Origin of the sequence: Hamadaea tsunoensis DSM 44101 (assembly GCF_000428945.1) — a bacterium.
GTDB classification, from domain to species: domain Bacteria; phylum Actinomycetota; class Actinomycetes; order Mycobacteriales; family Micromonosporaceae; genus Hamadaea; species Hamadaea tsunoensis.
The window spans coordinates 228228-241857 of the sequence record NZ_AUAX01000017.1 but is presented as its reverse complement, the minus strand read 5'-3'; the positions used below and the strand labels follow the sequence as shown (position 1 = coordinate 241857).

Annotated in this window: 14 protein-coding genes; 5 read left to right on the top strand and 9 right to left on the bottom strand. The window is 72.6% G+C overall.

The genetic code is table 11. The features are described from left to right. Nucleotides 1-12 precede the first annotated feature (12 nt). From G401_RS0124205 to G401_RS0124190, 4 genes are all read right to left on the bottom strand, one after another. Nucleotides 13-405 carry a YciI family protein gene (locus G401_RS0124205; RefSeq protein ID WP_027344522.1) on the bottom strand — a complete coding sequence of 131 codons (393 nt, stop codon included), beginning with the start codon at nt 403-405 and terminating at the stop codon, nt 13-15. 66 nt (nt 406-471) lie between these two features. Next, on the bottom strand, nt 472-1740 hold the full coding sequence (locus G401_RS0124200) for an RNA polymerase sigma factor (RefSeq protein ID WP_027344521.1): 1269 nt from the start codon (nt 1738-1740) through the stop codon (nt 472-474). A 10-nt stretch (nt 1741-1750) separates the two neighbouring features. After that, nucleotides 1751-2092 carry a YciI family protein gene (locus tag G401_RS0124195; protein ID WP_027344520.1) on the bottom strand — a complete coding sequence of 114 codons (342 nt, stop codon included), beginning with the start codon at nt 2090-2092 and terminating at the stop codon, nt 1751-1753. A 90-nt stretch (nt 2093-2182) separates the two neighbouring features. Continuing rightward, nucleotides 2183-3970, bottom strand: a complete 1788-nt coding sequence (locus G401_RS0124190; RefSeq protein WP_027344519.1) for an ATP-binding protein — start codon at nt 3968-3970, stop codon at nt 2183-2185. Between the two features lie 86 nt (nt 3971-4056). On the opposite strand from G401_RS0124190, the gene G401_RS0124185 reads away from it, so the two are divergent. Further along, a complete protein-coding gene (locus G401_RS0124185; RefSeq protein ID WP_027344518.1) occupies nt 4057-7239 on the top strand; it encodes a CHAT domain-containing protein in 3183 nt (1060 codons plus the stop codon). On the opposite strand, the gene G401_RS56130 is transcribed toward G401_RS0124185, so the two are convergent. Both G401_RS56130 and G401_RS0124175 read right to left on the bottom strand, forming a co-directional pair. Continuing rightward, nucleotides 7236-7400, bottom strand: coding sequence for a hypothetical protein (locus G401_RS56130; protein ID WP_157546263.1), 165 nt, complete (start codon nt 7398-7400; stop codon nt 7236-7238). The two genes, G401_RS0124185 and G401_RS56130, sit on opposite strands and share 4 nt — an antisense overlap. A 14-nt stretch (nt 7401-7414) precedes the next feature. Next, nucleotides 7415-7948, bottom strand: a complete 534-nt coding sequence (locus tag G401_RS0124175) for a hypothetical protein (protein WP_157546259.1) — start codon at nt 7946-7948, stop codon at nt 7415-7417. Nucleotides 7949-8046: 98 nt separating this feature from the next. Here G401_RS0124175 and G401_RS0124170 point away from each other — a divergent pair, with 98 nt between their 5' ends. Together G401_RS0124170 and G401_RS48005 are read left to right on the top strand one after the other, a co-directional pair. After that, entirely contained in the window at nt 8047-8493 is a 447-nt protein-coding gene (locus G401_RS0124170; protein WP_027344516.1) for a hypothetical protein, read from the top strand. A 32-nt stretch (nt 8494-8525) separates the two neighbouring features. Then, on the top strand, nt 8526-9023 hold the full coding sequence (locus tag G401_RS48005) for an RDD family protein (protein ID WP_051367079.1): 498 nt from the start codon (nt 8526-8528) through the stop codon (nt 9021-9023). Here G401_RS48005 and G401_RS0124160 read toward each other — a convergent pair. Continuing rightward, nucleotides 9017-10534, bottom strand: a complete 1518-nt coding sequence (locus G401_RS0124160; RefSeq protein WP_027344515.1) for a phospholipase D family protein — start codon at nt 10532-10534, stop codon at nt 9017-9019. The two genes, G401_RS48005 and G401_RS0124160, sit on opposite strands and share 7 nt — an antisense overlap. A gap of 130 nt (nt 10535-10664) precedes the next feature. Between G401_RS0124160 and G401_RS0124155 the strand changes: the two genes are divergently transcribed. Together G401_RS0124155 and G401_RS0124150 are read left to right on the top strand one after the other, a co-directional pair. Beyond that, entirely contained in the window at nt 10665-11096 is a 432-nt protein-coding gene (locus tag G401_RS0124155) for an SgcJ/EcaC family oxidoreductase (protein WP_084557551.1), read from the top strand. Next, nucleotides 11044-12072 (top strand): sigma-70 family RNA polymerase sigma factor, encoded by a 1029-nt coding sequence (locus tag G401_RS0124150; protein ID WP_084557549.1) that lies wholly within the window; start codon nt 11044-11046, stop codon nt 12070-12072. The genes G401_RS0124155 and G401_RS0124150 overlap by 53 nt, the downstream gene beginning before the upstream one ends. 107 nt (nt 12073-12179) lie before the next feature. Here G401_RS0124150 and G401_RS0124145 read toward each other — a convergent pair whose 3' ends face one another. Both G401_RS0124145 and G401_RS48000 read right to left on the bottom strand, forming a co-directional pair. Next, nucleotides 12180-12932, bottom strand: coding sequence for an ABC transporter permease (locus G401_RS0124145; RefSeq protein WP_027344512.1), 753 nt, complete (start codon nt 12930-12932; stop codon nt 12180-12182). Further along, nucleotides 12929-13630, bottom strand: a complete 702-nt coding sequence (locus tag G401_RS48000) for an ABC transporter ATP-binding protein (protein WP_034592831.1) — start codon at nt 13628-13630, stop codon at nt 12929-12931. The genes G401_RS0124145 and G401_RS48000 overlap by 4 nt, the downstream gene beginning before the upstream one ends.

The following is a 13630-nucleotide window of genomic DNA, read 5'->3' as shown; positions in this document are numbered from 1 at the left end:
TGTCGACCCTGCTCACAGGTCGACGGGGGGCGGCCCGACGATCGGGCGGACCTCGATCGGGATGTTCAGCGGCGCGCCGCCCGGACCGGGTGCGGACGACGCCTGGGCGGCGATCTCGTACGCGCGCTCGGGCGTGGCGCAGTCGACGATCCAGAAGCCGATGAGGAACTCCTTGCTCTCGGCGAACGGACCGTCGCTCACGACCGGTACGCCGCCCTCGCCCGCGCGCACGATCCGGGCCTGGTCGGGGAAGGCGAGCCCGTCGTTGGCCACCATCTCGCCGGACTTCACCAGGCCGGCGTCGAACTCGTGCTGGAACTCGATCATCCGCTTGAAGTCCTCCGGCCGCCAGTCCAGGACGTCGTCGCCGCTGCCGGTCACGTGCATCATGAGCATGTACTTCATGGCTGTACTCCCTCGGTGTGGGCTTCCTTCAACCGTCGGACACAGCCGCGGGGACGGTTCTCGACATCACTCACCAAGATTTTTTCCGGTGTCTGCGGCACGCAGCCGATTCTCCAGGAATTCGCGTTCGGCCGCGTTGCCCGCCGACGCCAGTGCCGCCCGGTACGCGTCCGCCGCCTCGCCCGGCCGGCCCAGCCGGCGCAGCAGATCGGCCCGGATCGCGGGCAGGTAGTGGTAACCGGCCAGCCGCTCGTCCTCGGCCAGCGCGTCGACCTGCGCCAGCGCGATCGCGGGGCCGTCGGTCATCGACACCGCCACCGCCCGGTTGAGGGCCACCACCGGTGACGGCCAGACCTTGAGCAGCTCGTCGTACAGGGCCACGATCTGCGGCCAGTCCGTGTCCTCGTAGCGGGACGGCAGCGCGTACAGGGAGGCGATCGCTGCCTGCAGGGCGTAGCGGCCGATCCGTCCGGTCCGGAACGCGGCGAGGACCAGCCGGCCGCCCTCCTCGATGGCGGCCCGGTCCCATGCCGACCGGTCCTGGTCCTCCAGCAGCACCAACCGGCCTTCGTCGTCCACACGGGATCCCCGGCGAGCGTCGATGAGCAGCAGGAGGGCCAGGAGTCCGCGTACCTCCGGCTCGTCGGGCATGAGCGCGAGCAGGACGCGGGCCAGGTGCAGGGCCCGGTCGGCCAGTTCGGCCGCGACCAGGCCGGTGCCGGACGGCGCGGTGTGCCCGGTGGTGAACAGCAGGTGGACGACGGTGAGCACCGCGTCGAGGCGTTCGGGCAGTTCGGCGGCTTCGGGCACCCGGTACGGGATGCCGGCCGCGGCGATCTTCTTCTTGGCCCGGGTGACGCGGGCGGCCATCGTGGTCTCCGAGACCAGGAAGGCCGCGGCGATGTCCTCCGTCGGCACGCCGCACACCAGCCGCAGGGTCAGGGCCACCTGCGCGTCGCGGGCCAGCGCCGGATGGCAGCAGGTGAAGACGAGCCGCAGCCGCTCGTCGGGCACGTCCTCGGCGTCGGCGGCGTCCACGGCCGGCTCGTCGGGCTCGACCAGCATGGGCATCTTGGCCCGGAACACCTTGTCGCGGCGCAGGATGTCCAGGGCCTTGCGCTTGGCGGTGGCGGTCAGCCAGGCGGCCGGCTTGCGCGGGATGCCGTCGCGGGTCCACGCCTCCAGCGCGGCCAGGTACGCGTCCTGCACGCACTCCTCGGCCAGGTCGAGGTCGCCGGCGACGCGCGCCGTCGCGGCGAGGACGAATCCCCACTCGCGACGGTGCGCGTCCGCGACGGCCTCCTCGGCCTGCCCCCGGTCGGGCGTCTCCGTCATCGCGGGTGTGTCACTCGGCCGGCGGTTCGAACAGCGGCCGGACCTCGACGCCGCCGTCGATGGTGGCCGGGTTCAGCTTGGCGATCTCCAGGGCGACGTCCAGGTCCGGCGCCTCCAGGATGTAGAAGCCGGCGACGACCTCCTTGGCCTCGATGAAGGGCCCGTCGGTGACGACGTCGCCGCGGACGGCTGTCGCGGTGGTGCTGGGCTGGAGCGCGAAACCGGTGATGATCTTGCCGCCCAGCTCCGTGACCTGCGCCGGATAGCGGTCCAGCAGGGCCAGGTAGTCGGGCTTGAGGTCCATCGGGTCGGCGGGCGCCGGGCTGAAGACCAGAACTCCGTACTGGGGCATCACGCATCTCCTCGGTCAGGTGGAAACATCAGTCAGTCTGACCTACCGACGAGCGGGGACACCGCTATTCGACAACCCGGCCAAGATCTTTTATTCGGGTCCGCGACGGGTCCGCGACGCGTACAGCTGGGCGAAGACGTCGGCGGCGGCGCGGCTGTCGTGCCGGTCGGAGTCGGCGTACCCGGCGAGTGCGGCCCGGTAGTGCGACCTCGCCGTCTCGGTGTCCGCCGCGGCGCGGTACGCGTCACCGAGCCCGCGGTGGATCTCGGCCAGCCGGACCGAACCCGGCTCGGCCACGGACAGCGCCCGCTCGTACGCGATGATCGCCGCCCGCACGTTGTCGCCCGGGTCACCGGTCAGCCGGCGCATGTACGCGGCCCCCAGTCCCGTGTTGATCCGCAGGAAGGCCTCGGCGTTCGGGGCCGACGCGAGGGATTCCAGCGACGCTTCGGTCACTGCGATGAACTCCTCGGTCGCCCGGACCGGATCGCGCTCGCTCGCCTGGGCCTGGGCCAGGGCGACGAGCGTGTCGGACATCGTCCGCCACTGGGCGGGCTCGTCCCGCGACAGCTCCCGCAGGATCTCCAGATGCCGCAGCGCCCGCCCCCGGGCCTCGATCCGCGTCAGCCGATCGACCTCGGCGAGATCTTCCACCGCCTGGTACGCCCGCGCGAGATGAAAATGCAGCTGCCGGTCCTGCACGGGATCGCCGGACAGGTTCGCCGCCGAAGTTTCGAGCAGACTGATGCCGCGGCTGAGGTCCGCCAGGTCGCCCCGGCCGCCGGCGCGTTCGGACAGGACGACGTAGGCCAGGCCGAGGTTGTGCACCGCGCCGAGCCATTCCTGCCGGGTGTTCACCTGGTTCAGGATCACCAGCGCGTTCTCGCCCGCCGCCACGGCCGCCCGGGCGTTGTCCAGCTCATCGCCCATCTTCCGGTTGAGGTACGCCAGCGCGAGGCTCGCCTGGGTCGTCGCCCAGCGCAGCGGATCGGCGGTACGCGTACGCACGCGCAGAGCCGCCGTGTAGCCCGCGATCGCCCGCTCGACGTCGTCGGGGCCGGACCGCCGCCGCGCGTAGCAGGATGCCAGATTGTTGGTGGCCGAGCCCCACCAGTCGGGGTCCTCGGATTCGTCCAGTTCGGACAGTGCGGCGGAGTACGCCTCGATCGCGGTGTCCAGCAGCGCGGGATCTCCGGTCTGCTGATACGCGTGGGCCGCGCGCTCCGCCCGCACCAGTTCCGCCGGCAGCTCACGACGGGCTGCCGGGCCCGGCCCGCCCAGCCGCGCGAGTGCCGTCGTCGCGTGCCGCCGGGCCATCATGGTCCGCTGGTGCAGTACGGGTTCGGGACCGTCGGCGGGGCGTACGGTCAGCGCCGCGTCATACGCCGCGACCGCCCGCCGGAGGTTCGCCGCGCGGTCGCCCGTCTCCCTGGCCTGGTAGCCGGCGCCGAGATTCTGCTGGCTGACTCCCCACGCCCGCGGATGGAACTCCTTGTCCAGATGCCGCAGGGACCGTTCGGCGTACGCGATGCCGCTTTCGACCTCGCCGCCGGCCATCGACAGGCTTGACAGGTTGCCCAGCGCCATCCCGAGGACGTCGGAGGCCTCCATCGAATCCAGGCCGTCGAGCGCCGCCACACACCGCTCGTAGGCGGCGAAGGCGGCCGCGAGATTGTCCCGCGCCGATCCCGCCAACCGCTCCTGCAGGCTCATCCCGAGCTGGTATTCAGCGTAGCCGCGCAGGTATCGGTGAGCGGCCGGCAGCCGGTCCAGGGCCTGGGTGAGGGCGGCGACCGACTCCTCGATGTTCGCCGACCGGTCGCCGAAGGGCCTGGTCGCGATCGCCACCCCGTACTCGACGAGTTCCTCCGGTGACATGGGACCTCCCCGCGCACAGTGTCGGCTCTGCGCCAGACGCTAGCCGTCCGCTTCCAGCGCCGTCGATATTGTGCTCGAATCACGACATGCTGCGGATCGAGCGTTCGCACGACGAGGGCGTCGGCCCGACCCTCACGTTGCGGTTGGACGGCGACAGCGGCCCGACGACCGCGACCGTCCGCCTGCCGAGCCTGGCGGTGTCCACCTGGGAGCAGGAGAGCATCCGCTGGTTCCTGGAGGACTTCCGGTTGTTCCCCGCGGATCCCGCTCCCGCCGTTGCCGCTGCGGCTGCCGCGCTGATCGAACGGCTCGGCGGCGCGCTGTTCGAGGCGTTGTTCACCACCACGCCCGAGGGCCGGGCGCTCTGGGCGACCGCGCGCGGCGGCCTCGCCGACCTCGACTGGGAGATCGACGCCGACCTCGCCGGCGACGTGCCCGTCCCGTTCGAGATGCTGCGCGAGCCCGGCACCGGCGTCCGGCCTGCCCTGGTCGCACGCTCCTTCACCCAGGTCGTCCGCCGGCCTTCGGCGGCTGAACCGGTCACACTCTCGGGTCCGCTACGGGTCCTGCTCGTGGTCGCCCGCCCCCAGGCCGACCTGGACGTGCCGTTCAGGTCGATCGCCGGCCGGCTGGTCCGCCACGCCGCCGAACACGGCCCGCACATCGACGTCCTGCGGCCGCCGACCTTCGAGGCGCTCACCGAACGCCTGCGGCGGGCCGCGGCGGCGGGCGAGGCGTACCAGCTCGTCCATTTCGACGGGCACGGTCTCTTCGGACCGGTCGAGGGCGAGCCCGAAGGGTACGCGGTCTTCGAGGATCCCGACCGGCACGGCAATCAACGGCTGGTCAGCGGTACGCGCCTCGGCGAGGAGCTGGCGGCGAACGGCGTACGCGCGCTGGTCCTCAACGCGTGCCGCTCCGGACGGTCGGACTCCTCGCCCGCCGGAACGGTGTACGCCTCCCTGGCCCGCAGATGCGTGGACGCCGGGCTGACCGCGGTCGTCGCGATGCGCTACGACATCTACGTCTCCACCGCCACGGCCTTCGTCGCCCGGTTGTACGACCTGCTCTTCCAAGGGCGGTCCCTGCCGGACGCGGTGCTGGCCGCCCGGGCCGGGCTGGCCTCGGACACCGTTCACGGCGAGTGGCTGGTGCCCGTGATCCTGCAGAGCGCGACCGTCTCCGTCGAGCCGTCCGCGGCCGCGCTCGTCCCCGCGCCGACCGCCGCGACGGGGTTCGTCGGGCGTGACGACCTCACGATCACCATCGACCGGACGTTCGACACCGGCCCGGCCGTCCTGCTCTGGGGCGCCGCGGGCGTCGGCAAGTCCGCGCTCGCCGCCGACTTCGCCGCCTGGTACCGCACGAGCCGCGGCGTCGACGGGCCGGCCGTCGTGTGGCGGCTCGACGGGGACCGGGCGGCGCTCCTCGCCGGGATCGCGTCCCGCGCGGCGCTCCGCGAACCGGCGATCTGGGTGTGGGAATCGCTGGAAAGCACGGCCTCCTGGCCCGACGCCGATCGCCAGGTGCTCGCCGGGATCGTCGCCGGCCTGGCCGACGGGCCGGTCAAGCTCCTGCTGACCGGGCGCGAGCGGGCGTCCTGGCTGCCCGGGACCGTCCGCCGGATCCAGGTCCGTCCATTGTCGAGCGCGGAGGGCGATGAGCTGGCCGGGTCCGCCGACGTGTGGACAGCCGCGTACCGGGACTTCTGCGGCGGCTACCCGGAGGTCATCCGCTGGGCCGTCGAGAGCCGGCCGGTCCTGCCCCCGATCGGCGACCGCCCGCCCGAAGCCGTCGCCGCCCGGTCGGCCGCCGCCTCGGCCCACCTGGCCGGCCTGTCCCCGGAGCAGCGTTCCACGATGTGCCTCGTGCTGCCGTTCCGGGCCGTCGTCTCCGCGTACCACCTGACGCGGATGCGGGAGTTCATGGGGTTGCCCCGCGTCGCGTACGCGGCGGTGGCGGCCGTCCTCGACGAGGTGGCCGATCTCGGCTGGCTGACGCGGCTGGACGCCGAGCACTACGCGCTGCACCCCTACCTGCGCGCCGCCCTGTACCGGCTCGCCGGCGACACCGGCCAGGCCCCCGAGGACATCGAGCAAGCGTTCGGCCGGTGCTTCCGCGACTTCGGGCACGGCCTGTTCTGGTCGTACAGTTTCGGCAATCCGGCCGTCCTGGACATCATCGCGCTGGAGGAGCCCGAACTGCTGCACAGCTTCGAACTGGCGCTGGCCGCCGACCGGGCCGACGACGTGTTCGGCCCGCTGCAGGCGTTGCGGATGCTCTACGAACGGCGGCACCGCGACGACGAGTGGTACGCCCTCGCGGCGCGGCTCGCCCCGGGGCTGCTCGATCCCCGTTCGCTGGTGCCGCGGGCGGACGTCGCGCTCGCGGATGCGTCGCTGCACGGGCTGCTGCTGGACTACGCCGGCGCCCTCGCCCGGCACCGCGCCGACCCCGTCGCGTACGAGGCGGTCGCCTCGGCGCTGCGGGCCTTCGCCGAAAGCCTGGACGGCACCGATCGGGGCCTGCGGACGGTGGGGCTCCGGTCGCAGGCCGTCCGCCTCCTGCGGAGCAGCGCGATCGACGATCTGCGGCAGGGCCTCGACCTCGCCCACCGCGTCGGGGACACGGCGCTGGAGATCTCCGCGCTGGTCGACCTGAGCCACGCCTACCGGCACGACGGCGACTTCGAACGCGCCGAGCTCTGCCTCGACGAGGCGTTCGCGCTGGTACCCGAGTCCGACACTCGGCACTACGTCAGGATCCTGGACGCATTCGGCGCCCTGCGGCTGCGCCAGTTCGACAGCCTCGCGGACGCCGACGCCCGGCGGCTCGGCCGGCAGCTGGCCGACGCCGGGCACGTCGGACGCTTCGAGGTGCCCATCACGGCCGAGCAGTTGCCGTTCCTGCGGTCCGCGTACGCGTACTACACCGCCGCCCTGCGCCGCCAGCCGGACGCCGACCCGGCCTCGGTGGCGAGCCTGCACCATCAGCTGGCCGGCATCGCGGGCAAGTTCGCGCTCTGGGCGGACGCGGACGCGCACTACCGGATGGCGATCGCCGGCCACGATCAGGCGGGCGACCTGCTGCGGGGGGCGCAGAGCCGGGGCGACTTCGCCAACCACCTCGTGCACCGGGGCGAACGGTATGCCGAAGCACTCCTGTACGCGCGGGCGGCGTACGCCGATCTGCTGACTCTCGACGAGGTGCCCGACGAGCTGCTGGAGCGGGCGCGGGACCTCGTGGCGGAGCTGGCGGAGAAGGCCTAGGCGGGCGGCTTACCGTCGCGCGGGGGCTCCTCGTCGCGGGGTGCGTCCGGGGCCCGGTCGCCGGCGGCCCGGGGCTTCTCGGTCGTCAGCCGCAGCCGGCGCAGGTCGTCGCCGGCCTGCTCGTCGGCGGCCCCGTCCCAGTGACCCTGGTATTTGTCCACGACTCGCCTCCCGTTCAGTCTGGCTGCGCCAGTGCCGCCCGCCAGCCCTCTCCCAGGACGGTAGCGGACGTCAGCCAGCGCCGGCCCCGGCGCCGCAGCCGGCCCTTCGCCGCCCACAACTGGGCCTCCACCCGGTACGCGTCGCCCGGCCCGGCCGGCAGCGGCAGGTGGAACCGGACGTCCTCCGCGACCCGCTCCTGGGCCTCGATCGAGCTGTGGTCCGCGAAGACGAGCGTGACGGCGGTCTTCTCCAGCCACGGCTGCACGACGGCGTCCACACCGGACATCCGCGTCACGTAAAGATAGACGAGCTGGCGCTGCGGCTGCAGCCGGATCCGGGTCAGGCCCCGGTTCTCGGCGACCACATGGCACAGCAGCAGCTGCGTCTCGTCGGTGCGGTGCAGTGTCGCCGAGAGGGACAGCTCGATCCGCGGGGCGTACACCCGGCCGCGGATGAACTTCAGGTAGGCCCACCCGCCGCCGACGACCACGGCCACGGTCGTGATCACCTGCTGGGCGGTCTCGATGGGCGACGCTGTGCCGGTCACGATGGCCCCCTTCGCGGTTGGCCCGATGCTACAAGCGCGGCGGAACGCGATCCAGAACATGGCATGCGAACCGTCGATACGCGTGGCAGACTCGAACCGTGCCCGCACAGGACGACTCCTGGCGTATCGAGGCCGACGACGAGTGGCTGGCCCACCATCGGTCACAGTCGATGGCGGGCTTGCACCGGCGGTTCAGCCGCGTCCTCACCCTCGGCGACGCGGTCAGCCACGCCGAGCTGGGCCCGTTCGGCGGGGCACCCCGCAAACCCGACCTGCGCGTCGCACCTTCCCGGTATTCCGTGGTCCGCTACGTCGTCGCGGTGTACGCGTACACGGCGATCCGGGTGGTGCTGGAGAACTGCGGGCGGTGCGGGCGGCCGCTGCAGGAAGCCCATCATGCGACGTTGTTCGGCAACGACGGCGCGGGGCGGACGCTCGGCACGGTCCGGCGGTGCCGCGGCTGCGCCGGCGACTCGTGGCTGTTCCAGTCGCACATGCCCGCGGTGGCCAAGGCCCGGGTGCGGGCCGCGAAGACCGTGCTCTGACCGCGGTGGCGCTGACCGGATAAGGTCGGCGGGTGAAGGCTTCCGCCCCTCGGCGCCTCGCCGCCTGGCTCGTCGACTGGCTCCTCATCAGCGTGTACGCCGCGGCGCTGATCCCCGTCGGCGTCCTGTTCGGACGTTCGCTGGACCTGTCCGGCCTGGCCTGGAACGCGGTGTCGTTCGCGATCCTGGTCGCGCCGGTGACGCTCTGGCTGGCCGCGTGGGAGGCCCGGGGCGCTTCGCCGGGCAAGCGCGTACTGCGCCTGCGGGTGTCCGGAGTGGACGGCGACGGCGCTCCGGGATTCGGCCGGGCGCTGGTGCGCAACCTGCTCAAGGTGGCGCTGCCGTGGGAGCTGGCGCACACCGGCGTCTTCCTGTTCCTCAAGTCCGGCGAAAAGTCCGGCGACGACACGCTCGGGACCGTGTTCATCGTGGCGGCCTGGCTGGTGGCGCTCGCGTACGCGGCCTGCCTGCTGCCCGGCCGGATGCCCTACGACGCCGTCACCGGGCTGGCCGTCGGCCGCGCTCAGTAGGTGTCGGTGCGCCGCATCCCGCGCGGCCGGGCGTCCGGATCCGTCACCGTCCGGTACAGCAGCGATGCCAGCCAGCGGCGGCGTACCGGCGGTTGGACGTAGGCGCGCAGCCGGCCCGCCGGGCGATCACCGTGGCGGCCGTCCGCGTACCAGCGGTCCAGCGCCGCGGCGGCCCGCCGGAACGCCTCGAACGCGCTCTTCGCGTCGATCAGGTCGTGGTCGTCGGCCGCCGCCCGGTCCAGGTGTTCGGCCGCCAGGGCCAGGCGCAGATTCCTCGCGTACGCGCCGGCGTCGTCCAGGACCGCGCAGCTGAGCTCCGAGTCGTGGGTCCACGAGCGACGGTTGAAGTTGTCCGAGCCGATCGTGGCCCACGTGTCGTCGATGACGCAGACCTTGGCGTGCACGTAGATCGGCGTACCCGCGTGGTTTTCCAGGCTGTAGACGGCGAACCGGTCGCCGCCGGCGGCGCGCAGCCGGGCGAGGGCCCGGGCCCGGCCGGCGTTCTGGGCGAGGGCGCTGACGCCGGTCATGTCGGGATGGGGCGGGACGACGGCGATCATCCGCAGGCCGGGCCGGTCGCGCAGGGCCTCGGCGAAGGAGGCGGCGACCTCGTCGGACCAGAGGTACTGGTCTTCCAGGTAGATCAGATCGCGGGCCTGGCGGAGCGCCTTCTGGTAGCCGCGGGCGATGCTGCGCTCGCCGTCCGGGGCGAACGGGTAGCCGCGCGGCGGGTAGGTACGCAGCAGCTGCACGGTGTGCGTGCCGCGGGTACGCGGGACCGCGGGCCGGGGCGGCAGCGGGCCGGGCTGGTCGTCGCCACCGGTGAACAGGTCGTGCAGGCGCGCGACCGGGTTGCGGGTCAGCGGCGCGGGGTCGGTCCAGCGCTGCCGGAAGACCTCGTCGACCTGGGCGACGGCCGGCCCGCGGATGGCGGCCTGCGCGTCGTGCCAGGGCGGGCGGCGGCCGTACGCGCCGGACATCGCGACCGGTTGCGGGTCGCCGGCGTGCGTCGCGTCGTCGTTGCGGCTGTGGCACAGATCGATCCCGCCGACGTACGCGACGTCGAGGTCGGGCCGGTCCCGATGGCGTAGCACGACGAGTTTCTGATGGTGGCAGCCGCCCGGGCGGACGCGCATGTCGAGCAGGCCTTCGCCGCCGGCGCGTTCGATGTCGGTGCCGAGGTGACGGTTCTCGGCGCGGCTGAAGTAGAGCTTGTCCAGGTGGGAACGCCAGATGAGGCCCTTGACGACGACGCCGCGCTCGGCGGCGGCGCTCAGTACCTGGGCGATCTCGGTGTCCGGGCCGTCGAGGCGCTCGTCGGGGTCGCCGCGCCAGTCGGTGAAGAACACGTAGTCGCCCGCGGCCAGCCGCCGGATGCCGGCCAGCAGCTCGGCGAAGTAGGTGCGGCCGTGGATCAGCGGCCGCACGTCGTTGCCGCTGGTCCACGACGGGTCCAGGGCGACCGGATTGCCCCGCTCGTCCGCGTCGAGCAGCCAGTCCTCGGTGCTCATGGTCATTTCTCTGCCCAGGGACCGCGATCCCGAAACGCGGCCGGAGATTTCTTCGCCGCCGCCGATGAATTCCGGGGGCGACGCCGGTATACCCGGGCGTTCGACGACAGACACCGGAAGGAACACCACCATGACCAGCACGATGACCAGCACGATGACCAGCACGAGCACCGCCGCGACCGACGAGGCCGCAGTCCGTTCGGTGCTCGCGAAGGTCTACGAGACCTGGGCCGAGCACGACGCCGATGCGTTCGCCGCCCTGTATACCGCCGACGCCACGGTGGTCATGCCCGGCCTGCTGCACAGCGGCCGCGAGGCGGTACGCGACTTCATGGCGGCGGGGTTCACCGGCCGGCTGCGGGGTACGCGCGGATTCGACGTGCCCCGCCAGGTACGCCTGCACGGCGACACCGCGATCGTCGTCAGTGAGGGCGGGATCCTGCAGCCGGGTGAGACCGAGCTCCCCGCCGGCCGGGCGGTGTACGCGACCTGGGTCCTGGTCCGGCAGGATGGCACCTGGAAGATCGCGGCGTACGCCAACGCCCCGGTCCGCACGTCCTGACGCCGAGCGGGGAGGAGAGAGCCGGGTGGCGGACTTCGCGACGCGGGCCGAGCCGCACCGCCGGGAACTGCTGGTGCACTGCTACCGGATGCTCGGCTCGATGCCGGAGGCCGAGGACGTGGTGCAGGAGACGTTCCTGCGGGCGTGGCGGGCCTGGGACCGCTACGACGAGCGCGCCGCGTCCGTCCGCACCTGGCTCTACAAGATCGCGACCAACGCCAGCCTGACGGCCCTGGAGGGCCGGGCGCGTCGCCCGCTGCCCTCCGGCCTCGGCGCGCCGAGCGACGACCCGCGGGCGCCGCTGGTCGCTTCGTTCGAGGTGCCCTGGTTGCAGCCGTTCCCCGACGCGCGGCTGGACGACCCGGCGCGTCAGGTCGTGCACCGGGGGACGTTGCGGCTGGCGCTGGTCGCCGCGATGCAGTTGCTGCCGGCCCGGCAGCGCGCGGTCCTGATCCTGCGCGACGTGCTGGAGTTCAGCGCCGACGAGACGGCCGGGCTGCTGGACACCTCGCCGGCGGCGGTCAACAGCGCTCTGCAGCGGGCCCGGGCCGAGCTGTCCGCGGCCGGGCCGGTCGCCGACGACATGCCCGAGCCGCAGGACGCCGTACGCCGTACCGTCGACCGCTACGTCGAGGCGTTCGAAGCGGCCGACGTGGCCCGGCTGGTCGAGCTGGTCAGCGCGGACGTGGTGCTGGAGATGCCGCCGGTGCCTCTGTGGTACCGCGGCGCCGCCGACTACGGCCGGTTCATCGCGCGGGTCTTCGAGATGCGCGGCCCGCGCTGGCGCATGGTCCGGTACTCCGCGAACACCGAACCGGCGGTGGCCGCGTACTGCGCCGACGACGAGGGAGTGCTGCGGCTGCACACTTTCCAGGTCTTCACCGTCCGGTCGGGACGGATCGCGCACACCTACGTGTTCCAGGATCCGGCTGTGCTGAACGCCTTCCGCCTGCCCCCGGTGCTGACCGATCGCTGACGGCGTCGCCGTCCCCGCCACAGCTCGGCGATCTTGCGCGAATGCCCCGAATTTCGCGGCGAATGCCCGAATAGCCCGGACATTCGCGCAAGATCGTCGAAAGAGGGTCAGGCGTCCCGGCGACGGAGGATGAGCAGGCCGCCGAGGAGCGCGACGACCGTCCACAGTGCCATGATGCCGATCCCGGTCCAGGGACCGTAGTCCCGGCCGAACTGCGGGTCGTCGGGCAGCGTGAGGTGCAGGATGACCATCCCGGCCTGGTCGGGCAGGTACTGGGCGACGGCCCTGATCTGCGGGATGTTGCCCAGGCCCGCGCCGCCGAGGAACAGCAGCGGCAGCAGGATGACCAGGGCGCCGATCGAGCTGCGCAGCATCGCGGTGAGGCCCAGGGCGAGCAGGCTGATCAGGATCAGGTAGAGCACCGCGCCGATCATCGCCTGCGCGACGCCGGGGTCGCCCAGCCCGACGCGTTTCGGGCCGAGTCCCGCCTGGGCGGCGAAGAAGGTCGCCGGGACGGTCAGCACCGCGAACCCGAGGATGGTCGCGGTCACCGCGCAGACCTTGGCCAGATAGAAGCGCCCGCGGCGCGGCACGGCGGTGAGGCCGGAGCGGATCGACCCGGTCGAGTGTTCCGCGCCGACGGCCAGGACGCCGAACACCGCGATCGCGAGCTGCCCCAGGGTGAGGCTGTAGAAGGTCGGGAACAGCGGGTCGAACCGGTCGCTGCCGTAGGAGGACGCGAAGCCGCTGCCCGCGTAGTACGCGATGAGCGGCGTGAGGACGAGGGCGGGCAGCAGGGTCCAGACCGTCGAGCGGACGGTCCGGATCTTGGTCCATTCGGCGAGGATCGTCGAGGTCACCGGGTCGCTCCGATCAGGCGGATGAACGCGTCCTCCAGCGAGCCCGAGTCGCCGACGAGGTCGTCGACGGTGGTGTCGGCGAGCAGGCGGCCGCGGCCGATGACGACCAGGTGCTGCGCGGTCAGCGCCGTCTCGGCCATGAAGTGGCTGGAGACGAAGACCGTACGGCCCTGCGCGGCGAGGTCTTTCAGCAGGTGGCGGATCCACACGATGCCTTCGGGGTCCAGGCCGTTGACCGGTTCGTCGAGCAGCAGCACCGGCGGGTCGCCGAGCAGCGCCGCCGCGATCCCCAGCCGCTGGGTCATGCCCAGCGAGTAGCCGCCCGTCCGCCGCCGGGCCGCGTCCGCGAGGCCCACCATCTCCAGGACCTGCTGTACGCGTACGCGCGGGATGCGGTTGCTCTGGGCCATCCACAGCAGATGGTGGTACGCGCTGCGGCCCGGATGCGTCGAGCGCCCTTCGAGCATCGCGCCGACCTGGTGCAGCGGCCGGCGGTCGTCCTGGTACGCCTTGCCGTCGATGCGTACCTCGCCGGCGGTCGGCCGGTCGAGCCCGAGCATGAGCCGCATCGTGGTGGACTTGCCGGCGCCGTTGGGCCCGAGGAAGGCGGTGACGTGGCCGGGGCGGACGGTGAAGGTCAGGTCGTCGACGGCGGTCGTGCGGCCGTAGCGTTTCGTGAGGTGGCGGATGTCGATCAC